The 15347-nt window shown below is 53.9% G+C and carries 16 protein-coding genes; 10 read left to right on the top strand and 6 right to left on the bottom strand.

Features of this window, described 5'->3' with window-relative positions; all coding sequences use genetic code 11:
• From ABGT74_RS11335 to ABGT74_RS11325, 3 genes are all read right to left on the bottom strand, one after another.
• Positions 1–900 (bottom strand): ParA family protein (locus ABGT74_RS11335; RefSeq protein WP_346705559.1); only part of this gene is annotated, 900 nt, incomplete at its 3' end.
• Positions 901–1367: 467 nt separating this feature from the next.
• Entirely contained in the window at positions 1368–2060 is a 693-nt protein-coding gene (locus tag ABGT74_RS11330) for a response regulator (RefSeq protein WP_346705558.1), read from the bottom strand.
• 17 nt (positions 2061–2077) lie between these two features.
• The gene (locus ABGT74_RS11325; RefSeq protein ID WP_346705557.1) at positions 2078–3691 is read right to left on the bottom strand and encodes a sensor histidine kinase; all 1614 of its coding nucleotides are present in this window, start codon (positions 3689–3691) and stop codon (positions 2078–2080) included.
• 200 nt (positions 3692–3891) lie between these two features.
• Here ABGT74_RS11325 and ABGT74_RS11320 point away from each other — a divergent pair, with 200 nt between their 5' ends.
• From ABGT74_RS11320 to ABGT74_RS11280, 9 genes are all read left to right on the top strand, one after another.
• The gene (locus ABGT74_RS11320; RefSeq protein ID WP_297283071.1) at positions 3892–4578 is read left to right on the top strand and encodes a F0F1 ATP synthase subunit A; all 687 of its coding nucleotides are present in this window, start codon (positions 3892–3894) and stop codon (positions 4576–4578) included.
• Between the two features lie 30 nt (positions 4579–4608).
• Positions 4609–4830 (top strand): ATP synthase F0 subunit C, encoded by a 222-nt coding sequence (atpE, locus tag ABGT74_RS11315; RefSeq protein WP_346705561.1) that lies wholly within the window; start codon positions 4609–4611, stop codon positions 4828–4830.
• A 16-nt stretch (positions 4831–4846) separates the two neighbouring features.
• Positions 4847–5338 (top strand): F0F1 ATP synthase subunit B, encoded by a 492-nt coding sequence (atpF, locus tag ABGT74_RS11310; protein ID WP_297283073.1) that lies wholly within the window; start codon positions 4847–4849, stop codon positions 5336–5338.
• The gene (atpH, locus tag ABGT74_RS11305) at positions 5335–5850 is read left to right on the top strand and encodes an ATP synthase F1 subunit delta (protein ID WP_346705555.1); all 516 of its coding nucleotides are present in this window, start codon (positions 5335–5337) and stop codon (positions 5848–5850) included. The genes atpF and atpH overlap by 4 nt, the downstream gene beginning before the upstream one ends.
• Positions 5851–5856: 6 nt before the next feature.
• A complete protein-coding gene (atpA, locus tag ABGT74_RS11300; protein WP_302665161.1) occupies positions 5857–7365 on the top strand; it encodes a F0F1 ATP synthase subunit alpha in 1509 nt (502 codons plus the stop codon).
• Positions 7353–8306: an ATP synthase F1 subunit gamma gene (gene atpG, locus ABGT74_RS11295; protein WP_346705554.1), complete on the top strand. Its 954-nt coding sequence runs from the start codon at positions 7353–7355 to the stop codon at positions 8304–8306. The genes atpA and atpG overlap by 13 nt, the downstream gene beginning before the upstream one ends.
• A 16-nt stretch (positions 8307–8322) precedes the next feature.
• Positions 8323–9720 carry a F0F1 ATP synthase subunit beta gene (gene atpD, locus ABGT74_RS11290; RefSeq protein ID WP_297283077.1) on the top strand — a complete coding sequence of 466 codons (1398 nt, stop codon included), beginning with the start codon at positions 8323–8325 and terminating at the stop codon, positions 9718–9720.
• Complete coding sequence (gene atpC / locus ABGT74_RS11285; RefSeq protein WP_297283078.1) at positions 9720–10121, top strand: ATP synthase F1 subunit epsilon; 402 nt, start codon at positions 9720–9722, stop codon at positions 10119–10121. Before atpD ends, atpC begins: the two co-directional genes overlap by 1 nt.
• 231 nt (positions 10122–10352) lie before the next feature.
• The gene (locus tag ABGT74_RS11280) at positions 10353–12737 is read left to right on the top strand and encodes a phosphoketolase family protein (RefSeq protein ID WP_297283079.1); all 2385 of its coding nucleotides are present in this window, start codon (positions 10353–10355) and stop codon (positions 12735–12737) included.
• A 175-nt stretch (positions 12738–12912) separates the two neighbouring features.
• Here ABGT74_RS11280 and ABGT74_RS11275 read toward each other — a convergent pair whose 3' ends face one another.
• Genes ABGT74_RS11275 through ABGT74_RS11265 form a run of 3 tightly spaced genes read right to left on the bottom strand, consistent with a single transcriptional unit; the run spans position 12913 to position 14780 of the window.
• Positions 12913–13653 carry a M15 family metallopeptidase gene (locus ABGT74_RS11275; RefSeq protein ID WP_346705553.1) on the bottom strand — a complete coding sequence of 247 codons (741 nt, stop codon included), beginning with the start codon at positions 13651–13653 and terminating at the stop codon, positions 12913–12915.
• 21 nt (positions 13654–13674) lie between these two features.
• Entirely contained in the window at positions 13675–14280 is a 606-nt protein-coding gene (locus tag ABGT74_RS11270) for a hypothetical protein (protein ID WP_346705552.1), read from the bottom strand.
• Positions 14268–14780, bottom strand: coding sequence for an NAD(P)H-dependent oxidoreductase (locus ABGT74_RS11265; RefSeq protein WP_297283082.1), 513 nt, complete (start codon positions 14778–14780; stop codon positions 14268–14270). The genes ABGT74_RS11270 and ABGT74_RS11265 overlap by 13 nt, the downstream gene beginning before the upstream one ends.
• A gap of 430 nt (positions 14781–15210) precedes the next feature.
• Here ABGT74_RS11265 and ABGT74_RS11260 point away from each other — a divergent pair.
• On the top strand, positions 15211–15347 hold a 137-nt coding region (locus ABGT74_RS11260), incomplete at its 3' end, for an acyl-CoA dehydrogenase family protein (RefSeq protein WP_346705560.1).

Raw genomic sequence — 15347 nt, 5'->3', positions numbered from 1 at the left:
TTCCTGTGTAGCGCCCGCCGCGCTGAACAGCAGCGCGGCGAGCACAGGGGTAATAATCCACCGGATCTTTTTCCTGTTCAGCATATGTGATAACACTTCCTCTGCCATCAAAGCGTAGGATTTCGCCGCCGGACAGTCCGGTGCATAGTCCAGTAGGCTCTCACCATAGGCCGAATGCTCCGCTACGCGGATGGAGTAGTCAATCGGCTGTGTGAATACATGGATCTGTGTGCCGTAGTCCTCTTCGATTTGTTCTTTCACTGCTTTAGCCAACAGTGTACGTCCTTTATACATGGTCAACAGCAAACCGCATACTGAAAGGCTAGGTTGATAGGTTGTCCTCACCCGGCGCACCAGTTCCAACGTGTCCGGCAAGCCCTCTGCGTCCAGATAATGCGCCTGCACTGGGATAATGACTTCATCTGATGCCGCTAACGCATTGATCATCTGCAAATCAGGATGCGGACTGCAATCGATCAATATGTAATCATACTGCGGACGAAGCATATCTACGATGGTTTTCAGCACATAGACTGGTTGGATATCGTCCTGCTCGCTGAACATGGACGCCGTTGCCTGCATAACAGACAAGCGTGTTGCTACGCCACTGAGTTTCTGATTTGCAGGAATTAGGTTGAGGGAATGCTGCTGTAAAATCGCATTGGCAAGACTTTCGGTCAACAATTCCGGACTGTCCATTGCCTGACACATCAGTGTGGCAAGTGTCACTCTACAATCAGAGGGGGACACTCCCATCGCTTTGGTAAGAGATGCTTGACTGTCGTTGTCGATCAGCAGCACCCTTTTCTCTTTGTTGGCAATCGCCGCTCCAAGATTAAAGGCGGTTGTTGTTTTCCCTGTTCCACCTTTTGCATTTACAATACTAATAACTTCACTCAAAATTGATACTCTCCCTATTATGTATACTCATTCATATGTGCAGCAGGATTTTTTGGAAATTTATGTATCGTGCATATTTGTGTAAAATAAGCACGAACCCTGTATGTTTTTACAATATTATAGTGTAGTTATGATAGCTTTTTTCAGCAGGGAAATTGTCACTTTTCGAGCGTTACCTGCCATAAACTATTCACATAATCCCAGTCTGCCTTTTAAGCAGGGTGTCCGGGGTTCGAATCCCCGCTGTGTCACCAAAAAAGTCTGTACAATCACGAGGATTGTACAGACTTTTTTCATATTTTAACGTATCAAAACCTTCCCCCAAAAGTAATACAATAAAGGGCTTGCTGTCTGTGTTTTACAGACAGCAAGCCCTTTCACTTTATCTTGATATCGCATGCACCAATCCGTGATGGCAACAGCTTCGGCAACTGCACTCATGGCTTGACAGTCAAATATAGAAACGGCTAACCCCGCTCCGGCAAGCTGCGGTATACAATACACGGGCGGCCACCGGTACTGTAATTCATTTCGCTTTCGACGATATGCTGTTCGGACAGGTAATTCATGTAGCGGCGCACCGTCACAACCGATAGACCCACTTGCGACGCAATATCCTCACTGGTATGCTTTTCTTCGGGTTTAGAGCGGAGATAGCGTTCGATCCGCTCGAGCGTTTGGGCTTGCAGCCCTTTGGGCGGTGCAGAAGCAGATGCAGCAAGGTTACCATGCGCATCGGAAAACAGCGCGCGATCCAGCAAACTCTGATCAATGGTGCCGTTGTGTATTGCCTCGCGTCGCTGACAAAAGTGCTCCAGCGCCAGTTGAAAGCGTTCATAGGCAAAGGGCTTTACCAAATAGTCGATTATCCCCAACCGCATCATTGTCTGAACCGTTTCCGCGTCGTTTGCGGAAGTCACCATGATCACATCCGCATTCACACCTTTCACACGGAGGATGTGCAGCAGCTCTGATCCGTTCATCTGCGGCATGAAAACATCCAGCACAATCAGATCAACCGCATGATTCTGCAAATAAACCAGCGCAGGGTTGGCGGAAGAAAACGTTTTTACGACAGTAAAACGGGGATCCAGATCGATATAGCGTGCATTCAGGCGGGTGATAATCGGATCATCCTCAATAATGACAGCGGTATACATAATGCCTCCTGCTCTTTCTAATACGGGTCGCTGACGGTGATGATAAACGATGTTCCGACCCCGGGTTCGGATTCGACCCGGATGGCGCCATGATAGGATGAAACCATATCCTGTACCAGAGACAAGCCCGTGCCATGCCCCTCCCCCTTGGTGGAATACCCCCGCTCAAAGATGCGCTGAACCATTTCATGCGGCATGCCGGGGCCCGTATCATCCACGCTGATCAACAGACCGTGCTCACCATCCTGGATGCTGACTGTGACCTCGCGAGGAGCGTACTGCGGCACATTCCGCAGTGCATCAAATGCATTTTCGGTCAGGTTCCCAATGACAGTCACCAGTCCCCCGGCCGGCATATACCGGTTATCAACGCCGAGATGGCTGGACGGCGTGATCACAAACCGGATGCCAAGTTCCGCTGCGCGGTAGGCTTTACCGATTAAAAGCGCAGCGATGGACGGCTCATGGATACGGTCCGAAATAAAGCTGATGGACTGTGCGCGCGTTTGCGTGATTTGCAGGACATAGTCCTCGGCTTGCTTGATTTCACCGAGCTGCAGCAGGCCAAGGATCACATGCAGCTTATTGGTGAATTCATGCGTATAGGAGCGCAGTGCTTCCAGAATGTGACGCACACCGGTCAGATCCTGTGCCAATTGGATGACCTCGGTACGGTTGCGGAAAATCGCCACTGCGCCCTCGATCTTCCCATTGCGCCAAAGCGGAATACGGTCCGAGAGGATGGCAACATGTTTGATTGATTCCAGACTGACGTTATATTCCGGACAACCGGTCTGCATGACGCGCGCGATGGTAGAACGGGGATAGAATGTGCTAAGCGGTTTGCCAAGTGCGTCCTGCTGTGTTGTCTTTAGCATGTCGGCAGCAACCTGATTGAGATATGTAATGCATCCGGTCAGGTCAATGGCAAGAAGCCCTTCATCCAGCGCGTTCAGGATATCACTGCGTTGCAGAAACAGACGGCGGAAGGCATCCGGTTCATAGCCGAGCAGTTCCTGCTTGATGTGTCTGGTCAGACGCAGGCTGAGAAGGTTGCCGAGCATCAGCGCAGCGATGGCGATCAGCAAATGCACCGTGAGCGTGCTCAACACGGTTTGATGAATGGATCGGATATAGATTGCCGCCATGGTAAAGCCGCTCACTTGGCCGCTGTTATCATAAATTGCAGCGTATGCACACCGATCCGCATTGGCGGGCGCTTCATGGTTATACAGCAGCGTTGTCCCACCCGATTGAAAATAGGACAGAACATCCTCGCTCAATGCGGGCACTCTGGCCAGTTCACTTGAGTTCGAGTCAAGGTCATAAAACGCGATGGGAGTACCCGAGGCATCATACACCGCGAAAACATCAATGTTAGGAACTTCGCGCACCGTATGCTCGACATATTCCTGCAGCCGCTCCGAATGATTGTCTTCCATCAGCAAGGATGTGCCTGCCGCCACCTGCACCGCACTCAAAAGTACCTGATCGCGCACTTTGGCATCCTGCTTCAGACTGATCCACAGACTGGCGCAGAAGGCCAGCAACAGGGTAACACAGATACAGACCACCAAAATCTTTCGGATTTGCCCATATAATTGCAACGACGGAGTGTTGTTTTTTTTCAACATCCTCTCTCCCTTATCGTTTTCTATCGTTTTTTCCTATCATAACATAATTGGCGAAACGCATCAAATTAAATCCAACGCAAACGACAGAAACCGGCATTTTGCGCATTTTATTTTTTTTACTTTCGTAAGGGAACGATTTCACATTTCTGTCGCTATAATAGGTCACAAAGCTCAAAAACAAAAAGGGGGGATACCTGTTGGAGGCAATCAAAGCGGAACTCAATGCGCAGCTGCAAACACATACGGCGTTTGAGATCCCGCTGTTCGGCGGAATACCGGTACCCGAATCCGCAGTCGTTACATGGGCGATCATGCTTGTGCTCACGCTTGTGGCGATCTGGCTTACGCATGGGATGCGCAAAAAGCCCGGACGACGGCAGATGGCGGCAGAGATGCTGGTTGGCTTTATCAACAACTTTTGCCACGATTCGCTCGGTGATGCCCACTGGCGCACGTTCGCACCGTATCTGGGTACGGTCGGCCTGTATCTGGCTCTGGCCAATGTGTCCGGCCTGTTTGGCGTAGCACCGCCGACCAAGGATCTGAACGTCACAGCCGGTTTGGCGCTGATGAGCGCGGTGCTGATCTACGGCGCGCAATTCCGTTATCACGGACTGGGCGGCGGTCTGAAAAAATTTGGTGAGCCGGTGGCCATTGTGGCGCCGCTCAACATTATGGAAATCGGCATCCGTCCATTGTCGCTTTGTATGCGTCTGTTCGGCAACATTTTCGCGGGCTTTGTCATCATGGAGCTCATTAAACTGGCCGTTCCGGCCATCGTACCGATTCCGTTCAGCCTGTATTTTGACGTGTTTGACGGCATGATTCAGGCGATCGTGTTTGTCTTTTTGACAACGCTGTTCCTTGCGGAATCAATTGAGTAAGCAACTTTTAACAACAAAAATTAGGAGGAAATAAAAATGGGTATTGCAATTGGCGCGGGCATCGCGGTTCTGACTGGTATTGGCGCAGGCATTGGCATTGGTTTTGCTACGGGCAAGTCTTCTGAGGCAATCGCACGGCAGCCGGAATCCGCTGGTCAGATCAGCAAGAATCTGATTCTCGGCTGTGCGCTGGCTGAGGCGACTGCGATTTACGGCTTCCTGATCGGTATCCTGCTCATCTTCATGGGCTGATCGGGGGCGCTATCGGATGATCCTGAATCTGAACGCTCAAATTATATGGGTATTCGTCAATCTGCTGGTTCTGTTCCTGCTGATGAAGAAGTTCCTGTTCGGTCCGGTCACCAAAATGCTGGACGAGCGGGCGCAGGGCGTGTCTGATACGATCGACCAGGCAGAAAGCCGTCTGGCCGATGCCGAACAGAGCAAGGCCGAATCCGACCGGCAGCTGGCGCAGGCCCAAGACGAAGCAGCTCGCATCATTGCCGCTGCCAAGCAACGCGGAGAGCGCGAATATGCGCGTCGCATTGCCGAGGCCGAGCAGGTCGTCCAACGGCTTAATGCACAGGCTGCGCAACAGCGGGAGGCCGACCGCGCTGCCATGCTGGCGGATGCCAAAAAGCAGATCGCGGCGCTGGTGCTGCTGACGACAGCCAAGGTTTCCCAATGCCGTCTGGATGGGGATACCGACCGCAGCATGCTGGATTCCTTCCTGCAGGAGGAAGCGGGTGACGCATTATGAGCACGGTGGCGGCCCGCTATGCGGCTGCGCTGCGGGAGTCCGGCTGTACGCTGGAGGAACTGCGGCGAACCGCAGACTATCTGACCGACCTCGCGCCGCTGCGGGAAGCGTTGTGCAGCCCGGCGGTGGAAGCCCGGGAAAAGCATGCCGTACTCGACCGGCTCCCGGACTTTACCGAACACGACAAACTGCTGCATTTTTATAAACTGCTGGCGGAAAAAGGCCGGATGGAATTGCTTCCTGAAATTGTGGACGCATATCGCCGGTTGGAGCTGCGTGCAAACAAGGAAGGCCTGTGTACGCTGCGCTGTGCCCGTGAACTGGACGATGAACAGCTGGGAGAGTTGGCGCGTTTGCTGTGCCGCAGACACGGCTATCAGGCCATGACGATGGAAATTGTCATCGACCCGTCGGTGCTGGGCGGTTTTGTCGCCGAACTGGACGGTGTTACCTATGATAAGAGTGTAGGCGGGCATCTTCATGCACTGGCACAAAGCCTGCAAAAGGGGTGAAAATTGTTGAACCATTCTGATGAAATTATATCCATTCTCCGTGAGGAGATTGAACAATATGATAACCGCACGCGCCGGGATGAAACCGGCACGGTGCTCGAAATCGGTGACGGCATTGCGACTGTTTACGGTCTGGGCCGCGCAGTATATGGCGAGCTGGTGGAATTTGAAACCGGAGTGCGCGGCATCGTGCTCGGCCTGGAGCGCGACAGCGTAGGCGTTGTTCTTCTTGGCAGCGAAACAGGGCTGCATGAAGGCTCACAGGTAAGGCGCACCGGACGCGCGGCAGATGTGCCGGTCGGTGATGCCATGCTCGGCCGAACGGTCAACGCCTTGGGTGAGCCGATCGACGGTTTGGGACCGATCGCCTGCACCGAGACGCGCCCAATCGAGCGCGAAGCGCCGGGCGTTGTCACGCGTGAGCCGGTCAACCAGCCGTTGCAAACCGGCATTTTGGCAATTGATGCGATGGTGCCGATTGGCCGCGGTCAGCGTGAGCTGATTATTGGCGACCGTCAGACCGGCAAGACCTCGATCGCTGTGGATGCGATCCTCAACCAAAAGGGCCAAAACGTGATCTGCATCTATGTTGCGATTGGCCAGAAGGCATCCACGGTTGCCAAGCTGCGCGGCACGCTGGAAAAACACGGCGCGCTGGAATACAGCATTATTCTTTCTGCAACCGCGGCCGATTCCGCGCCGCAGCAGTACATTGCGCCCTATGCAGGGGCAGCGATCGGTGAGTATTTTATGGAAAAAGGTCGAGACGTGCTGATTGTCTACGACGACCTGACCAAGCACGCGGTCGCCTATCGAACCCTGTCGCTGCTGCTGCGCCGCTCGCCGGGTCGTGAAGCGTATCCGGGCGACGTATTCTATCTGCATTCGCGTTTGCTGGAGCGCGCCTGCCATCTGACCGAGAAATACGGCGGCGGCTCGATGACCGCACTGCCGATCATCGAAACGCAGGCGGGTGACGTTTCTGCGTACATCCCCACCAATGTCATTTCGATCACGGATGGACAGATCTATCTGGAAAACGATCTGTTCTTTGCGGGTCAGCGTCCGGCGGTCAACGTCGGCCTGTCGGTTTCCCGTGTAGGCGGCGCCGCACAGACCAAGGCGGTCAAGAAAACAGCCGGTACGCTGCGTATTGATTTGGCCCGCTTCCGCGAGCTGGAAGTATTCACCCAATTCAGTTCGGATTTGGATAAGGATACCCGCCGTACACTGGCTCACGGCAAGCACCTGATGGAGATTTTGAAGCAGCCGCTTTGCCACCCATTGCAGGTTTGGCAGCAGGCGGTGATCCTGTACGTTGCGACGAGCGGCCTGCTTTCCGATGTCCCGCTCGATCGTGTCAATCAGTTTGTCCACGATTTTGCGGACAGCCTGCCCGATACCTTGACGAGCGAGATCCAGTCCACCGGCACTCTGGCTGGCACGGCAGCAGAACAGATCCGTGAAGCGCTGGAAGCATATAAAAAGCAGGTGGGTGCGGCATGGCAGGAATAAAAGAGATCCGCACGCATATCAACAGTGTACAGCAGACCCTGAAGATCACGAATGCAATGTATCTGATCTCGTCCTCCAAGCTGCGCAAGGCGCGGCAGCAACTGAATAACGTGGAGCCGTACTTTTTGAAGATCACCTCCACGATCTCAGATATTCTGCATCGTTCGCCCGAAATCGAACACATCTACTTTGACAAGCGAGAAGATGTGGCCGAACACAAAGTCGGCTTTATCGTGATTACCGGCGACAAGGGACTGGCTGGCGCTTATAACCATAATGTCCTGCGTCTGGCAGAGGAACATTTGGCAAAGGTTGCGCACCCGACTCTGTTCCTGATCGGACAGACGGGGCGCAGTTATTTTGCCGCGCGCAACATCCCGATTGACGGCGAATTCATGTATACCGCGCAGGACCCGACGGTTTCGCGGGCACGCGACATTGGGGATACCTTTATCCGGTTATTCCGCACGCGGGAACTCGACGAGGTCTATGTGGTCTATACCGAAATGGTTTCACCGGTGCGGCTTGAGCCCAAGGTGCGCAAGCTGCTGCCGCTGGATATCGACGCCTTCCCATGGGAGCCGCGCCAGAGCGAGACCGGCCCCTACCAGCAGATGGTTACCTATGTTCCCTCGGCCGACCGGGTGCTCAGCCAAGTTGTTCCGGCCTATGTCAAGGGGACGCTGTTCGGTGCGCTGGTAGAATCCTTCTGCTCGGAGCAGAACGCCCGTATGACGGCGATGGATACCTCAACCGATAATGCGCGTGATATGCTCAAGACGCTATCCCTGCGCTATAACCGTGCGCGTCAAGCAGCCATCACGCAGGAAATTACCGAAATCGTAGGCGGCGCCCAAACCAAAGAAAACGACCAGCCGCAGCACCGGCAGCAAAAGCCGGTGCGCGTCATTCGCTTCCTGGCGGATGGCAGTCGCGCATAGAAAGCGAGGAAACAATATGGAGCAAACAGGCATCATAGTGCGGGTAGCCGGCCCGGTCGTTGATGTGGAATTTAACGGCGGCCACCTGCCTGAAATAAATGAAGCGCTCTGCGTTATGGTGGGAGACGAGAAACGGACGATGGAGGTCGCGCAGCACATTGGCGGCGATTCCGTCCGTTGTATCATGCTTTCTCCCAGCGAAGGACTTGGCAGAGGAGACAAGGTGGATGCTACCGGGCATCCGATCAGCGTTCCGGTCGGTGAAGGTACACTGGGACGCATGTTCAATGCATTAGGCGATCCGATCGACGAGAAGGGCGATGTGGACACCACAGAGCGCTGGTCGATCCATCGTGATCCGCCGTCTTTCGAGCAGCAAAGCCCCACCACAGAGATTCTGGAAACCGGCATCAAGGTAATTGATCTGCTGGCGCCGTATGCGCGCGGCGGCAAGATCGGCCTGTTCGGCGGCGCAGGTGTCGGCAAAACCGTCCTGATTCAGGAACTGATCCACAACATTGCCACCGAACACGGCGGTTATTCGATTTTTACCGGTGTGGGCGAGCGTACACGCGAAGGCAACGATTTGTGGCGTGAGATGGGCGAATCGGGCGTTTTGAACAAGACCGCCCTGATTTTCGGTCAGATGAACGAGTCTCCCGGCGCGCGTATGCGCGTTGCGTTGACCGGCCTTACCATGGCGGAATATTTCCGCGACTGCCAGAAGCAGAATGTACTGCTGTTTATCGACAACATTTTCCGCTATGTGCAGGCGGGCTCCGAGGTTTCGGCCTTGATGGGCCGTATGCCGAGCGCGGTTGGTTATCAGCCGACGCTGGCAGACGAGGTCGGCGCACTGCAAGAACGTATTACCTCGACCCGCGACGGCGCGATCACCTCGGTGCAGGCGGTCTATGTCCCTGCGGACGACCTGACTGACCCCGCGCCGGCCACTACCTTCTCTCATCTGGATGCAACAACCGTGCTGTCGCGTAAGATTGCAGAACAGGGTATTTATCCCGCAGTCGATCCGCTGGAATCCACTTCCCGTATTCTGGAGCCGGATGTACTCGGCAACCGGCATTACACGGTCGCACGCGGCGCACAGGAGCTTTTGCAGCGCTATCGTGAGTTGCAGGATATCATTGCCATTCTGGGTATGGAAGAGCTCAGCGCGGATGACCGTAAGACGGTAGACCGCGCACGCCGTATGCAGCAGTATTTCTCGCAGCCATTCTTCGTCGCCGAGCCCTTTACCGGTCTGGAAGGACGCTATGTAAAGCTGGAGGAGACGTTGAGCGGCTTTGAAGCATTGCTGGGCGGCGAGCTGGACGAGTATCCTGAGTCTGCCTTTGCCATGGTTGGCACAGTGGATGAGGTCCGCGAAAAAGCGCGCACGCAAGGGGCGGTTTAATGGATAACCTGTTTTATTTGGAAATTATCACGCCGGAAAAGCAGTTTTATGTCGGTCCTGCCGAGGGGCTGGTGATCCCTGCGATTGACGGCTCATATGGTGTGCAGCCCGGTCATGAACCGGTCGTGACTGCAATCGAGCCGGGTATTGCCCGCTTTCGAGTGAACGGTGTTTGGCAGGAAGTCGTAGTCAGCGACGGGCTTGCCGAAATCATGCCGGATTACACGATTCTTTTAGTGTCAAGCGCCGAGCGTCCCGAAGAGATCGACCGTGCACGAGCTGAACGCGCGAAAGAGCGCGCCGAGGAACGGCTGCGCCAGCAGCAAAGCGTACGCGAATACTATCTCTCCAAGGCCGCGCTTGCTCGTGCAATGGCGCGTTTGCGCGCACGGCCTAAATAAACAGGCTACGGTAACAGCATGTTGTTTGCAGAGAAGCAGCCGAAATCTGCACAGGAAAATCACGTTCCCAGCAGGTATTGTGAAATTATTCACAATAAATAAAAATGAGAATTTTGCGTCGAAAAAGATTGTTAATTTTTTAATTATAAAAATCTGGCCTGCTGCGCAACCGTGGTATACAATAATATCGAAAGCAAAAAAGCATTGCAGGTAAGAAAGGGGAATTCATAAATGGAAGGCAACACCAACGCTGTATGCGAAGAAAAAGGTGCATTGACCGACAAGTTGCTGCACAAGATGGACGCATACTGGCGTGCAGCCAATTATCTGGCAGCAGGACAGCTTTATCTGCTGGATAACCCGCTGCTGCGGGAACCTTTGACGATGGATCAGATCAAAAAGAAGATCGTTGGACATTGGGGCACCGTACCGGGGCAGAACTTTGTATATGTGCACCTCAATCGTGCCATCAAGCGCTACGATCTGGATTTGATTCTGTTGTCCGGACCGGGACACGGCGGCAACTTCTTCGTTGCCAATACTTATCTGGAAGGCACATACAGTGAGGTTTATCCCAATGTGAGCGAGGATACCGAGGGAATGAAGCGCCTGTTCAAGCAGTTCTCTTTCCCGGGCGGTATTGCCAGCCATGTGGCGCCGGAAACGCCGGGTTCGATCAACGAAGGCGGCGAGTTGGGTTACTCCATTGCGCACGCATTCGGCGCAGTGTTTGATAATCCGGATCTGATTGCGGCGGTTACGGTTGGCGACGGCGAGGCAGAGACCGGACCGCTGGCAACCTCGTGGCAGTCCAACAAGTTCCTCAATCCGATTACGGACGGCGCAGTTTTGCCGATCCTGCATCTGAACGGATACAAAATTTCCAATCCGACCATCTTCTCCCGCATCTCGCATGAAGAGTTGCAGAAGTATTTCGAGGGATGTGGCTGGAAGCCCTATTTTGTCGAGGGCGACGACCCGATGACGATGCACAAAAAGATGGCCGAAACTCTCGATCAGGTCGTGGAGGAAATCCTTGCGATCCAGAAGCATGCCCGTGAGACCGGCGACGCGACACGTCCCGTGTGGCCGATGATCGTTCTGCGCACGCCCAAGGGCTGGACCGGTCCCAAGGTGGTGGACGGCCAGCAGATCGAAGGCAGCTTCCGTGCGCATCAGGTGCCGATCATGATGGATAAGCCCGAGCACCTGCAAATTCTGAATGACTGGCTGCACAGCTACCACCCGGAAGAGCTGTTTGACGAAAACGGCCGCTTGATTCCGGAGCTGCGCGAGCTGGCGCCGAAGGGCAACCATCGCATCGGTGCCAATCCGCATGCCAATGGCGGTCTGCTGCTGCGCGATCTGCGACTGCCGGATTTCCGGGATTATGCATTTGATGTTCCGGCGCCGGGCGCTGTCGAAGGACAGGATATGATCGAACTGGGCGCCTATGTGCGGGATGTATTCAAGCTCAACGAGAGCAGCCGCAATTTCCGTGCATTCGGACCGGATGAAACCATGTCCAACCGCCTGTCTCATATTTTTGAGGTCACGAACCGCGATTGGAACGCAGAGAAGTTGGATACGGATGAATTTCTGGCAACCGATGGCCGCGTAATGGATGGCATGCTTTCCGAGCACATGTGCGAGGGCTGGCTGGAAGGCTATCTGCTGACGGGCCGTCATGGCTTCTTTGCCAGCTACGAGGCATTTATCCGCATCATCGACTCGATGGCGGCGCAGCACGCCAAGTGGCTCAAGGTATGCAATCAGCTTCCCTGGAGACAGAAGATTGCTTCGCTTAATCTGATTCTGGCGTCCAATGTATGGCAGCAGGACCACAATGGTTTCACCCATCAGGACCCGGGCTTCCTGGATCATATTGCAAACAAGAAGGCGGACGTGGTGCGTCTGTATCTGCCGCCGGATGCGAACTGCCTGCTCAGCTGCTTCGATCACTGCATCAAGAGCCGCAACTATGTCAATGTCATTGTTGCCAGCAAGCATCCGCGTCCGCAATGGCTGACGATGGAACAGGCTGTGAAACATTGCACGCAGGGCATCGGCATCTGGGATTGGGCTTCGAACGATCAGGGAAGCGAGCCGGATATTGTCATGGCTTGCTGCGGCGAAACCCCGACGATGGAAACTCTGGCAGCGGTATCCATCCTGCGCAAGGAAATGCCCGAGGTCAAGATTCGCGTGATCAACGTGGTGGACCTGATGAAGCTGCAGCCTGCCACCGAGCACCCGCATGGCCTGACCGATGCGGAATACGATATGCTGTTTACCAAGGATAAGCCGATCATTTTTGCTTTCCATGGTTATCCGACTTTGGTGCATGAACTGACCTATCGCCGTCACAACCGTCACCTGCATGTGCGCGGCTATAAGGAAGAAGGCACGATCACCACGCCGTTTGATATGCGTGTGCAGAATGACATTGACCGCTTCCATCTGGTACAGGATGCTATGCTGCGTCTGCCGCAGCTTGGCAATCGCGGCGCTTATCTGTATCAGAAGATGAGCGACAAGCTGGTTGAGCACAAGCAGTATATCACAGAATACGGCATTGATATGCCTGAGATCCGTGACTGGAAATGGGATAACTGATTGCTTCCCTGAACGATTCGCGCGGAAACCATGAAAAGGATGCGCCGCAGCATTCCTGTGGGTACCGTACAACAGACAATCATAGATTTATGAAAACCAGCAGCACGCCGGAAAGCGTGCTGCTGGTTTTTTTTGAACATATCGCTGTTGTTTCTCTTTTTGACCTTGGGCCGGTTCAGTCCTCCGGTTCAAAATCCGGCGCAGGTTGCGCGCGGTCATTATCGCTGTAATGCCACCACTCTTTGTCGTATCCGGTGAAGCCGCAAGACTCCATCACCGATTCCAGCAGCTGCGCGTGTTCGGCTGCGACTACTGACACATCCTGATAATCCCGATCGGCCAGTGCGGTGAAATCATCAAAACCGGAAGGCATCTCCACCGTCTCCCCCTCGAACGTCACCAGCGTGACATCAATCGTGTCGCCGCGGGTATGCCCTGAGTAGCCATTGGCCGGATTGGCAACATAGTTTCCATCTGGATACGTCTCCCACAGCGTCTGCTGCGAGCGGGCCGAACGAAACGCATCCCAGATACACAGCCGATACCCCTGCGCCTTGAGCTGCTCCTGTGCGTCCAACAGCTTGCAGACCGTGGCATAGCGCAGCCATGCATCGTCATAGGCATAAATGACCGTACCGGTGAAGTTATTCGTAGTCGCATATCGCAGATCGACCACGATATCCGGAATATAGTCCTGCACGCGGACAAAGTCCTGCGCATCCTCCGGCGGGTCGGGAATGGCATCTTGCGCTTCCTGCTCGGCTGCGGCAGGCGTTTCCGCGGGCACCGCATCCTCCGTCACGGCCGCATCAATCGTCTCTTCCGGCGGACTGCTCTGCTGCTCCGCCGGCGAGTCTGTGCATCCCGAAAGCACAGTCAACAACAGCGCCGCTGCCAGCCAATACCGCAATTTCATCGGACGGTCCTCCCTTTCCTCCTATTCTTCGATCTGCATGGTTTCCATCTGCTCTTTTGTAATCCCGTTCCGCTTTCCATAATTCGTCCAAAAAACAGTGGACGCGCGGAGAAACATGCCTTTTGTAATCGGCATGGTGACCTGCCATGTCCCCGTCTTACCGGACACCATGGCGGCAGCCAGCTTTTTCATTTTGGCGCGGACCAGAATCCGAAATGGCGTTGCCAAAATCGCCTCGCCGCTGCCGATTTTCAAAACCGAACCGAACGGATAGCCATTTTGCTTGCAGAACAGCCGCACCATCTGCACCGCTATATCATTCTGCTCCGGCTCCATAAAACCGCAGTTGATGAGAACCGAAACACGCGGTTTCCACCGCGGCGGATGTTGCTCCAGCGTCTTTAGAAAATGCATCAGCGTCACCGGCAGGCTGTCCGCATAGAGCGGAAACACCAGCAGCACATCTGAAAAGTCCTCCATGACCTGGCACAGCTCTCTGTGATTGTTTCTGGTGGCGGCGAAATACGCTGTCTCAGCCGGACAAACCTTGGCAAACAGCTCGGCATACTGTTTGGAGTGAGATTTTGGTGCGCGCGGGCTTGCGTTAATCAGCATTATTTTTCCCATGACTGCACCTCGCTCTGTACCGCTTGCTCGACTTCCTGTTCCGGCACAAACACCACGCGCCAGCTTGCAAAGCTCATATTGTTTGCATTACGCGCAATGAGTTGCCGAAAAATATTCTTTTCCTCCTCCGACAGGTCGCCATAGCCGATGATGACGGCCTGCTTGGGCTTGACGGCTCGCTGCACATGATGCGTCTCTCCCTGCCACAAGCGAATGAATGCCTGCTGCACCGGAATCGCTCGCTCCAGCATGGTTTTCATTATCGTGTCGTAGCCTCCGTATTTGACCCTACTGACGTACAGCACGCGGTCGCTTTGCGCGATGCGGGGATAAACCTGCACGGCATCGTCTCGAATCACACATTTTCCGGGCGTTTTGGTCCAGCATCCGAAACAGCCGACACAGTTGGCAATATGCAATTGCGAAAGGTCAATGTACTCCGTGCTGCCACGGTCGGTTTCCGGCAAGCGGAGCGGTCTGTCGCTCAAAATCAGATTCATGCTTGTCTCCTGTATTTCATTCATACTTTTTAGTGTGTTTTATTATACCACACTTTGCGTGCATTTGATATGTGCATTTTTCTCCATACTCTTCCCTGCTTTTTCATATATTGCCCAACACGGCACCCTCTTCTCTCACGAAGTTACACAACAATAACCAAAACATACTTACAATTTAACAAATTTATTGTTTTATTCCGTCAATTTTGACAATTGACGCTTGATTTTCTGTGTGGTATATTGATAGTCGAAAACAGAAGTTAACAATAATATATTCAAAAAGAAACCGAAACCAAACCATCTGTTGTCCTTTTCCTCTCGGATGGCTTGGTCTTTTCCTGCCGTTTGGCGCGGCATGACTGAATATGGCAGAACGCCGGCTCTCTGTCGGCATCGGCAATAAATTTCCACATAAGAAGGAGACTTGAACATGGATTTCCATCTGACCCGTGAACAGGATCTGGTTCGCCAGATGATGCATGACTTCACCGAAAACGAAGTCAAGCCCATCGCTGCGGAAACCGACAAAACCTCTACTTATCCCCGTGAGACCATCGAAAAGCTGTT

The sequence above is a fragment of the uncultured Agathobaculum sp. genome (assembly GCF_963927765.1).
Lineage (GTDB): Bacteria > Bacillota > Clostridia > Oscillospirales > Butyricicoccaceae > Agathobaculum.
Note: the sequence above shows the minus strand (reverse complement) of the source record. Positions and strands in the feature narration are given on the sequence as shown.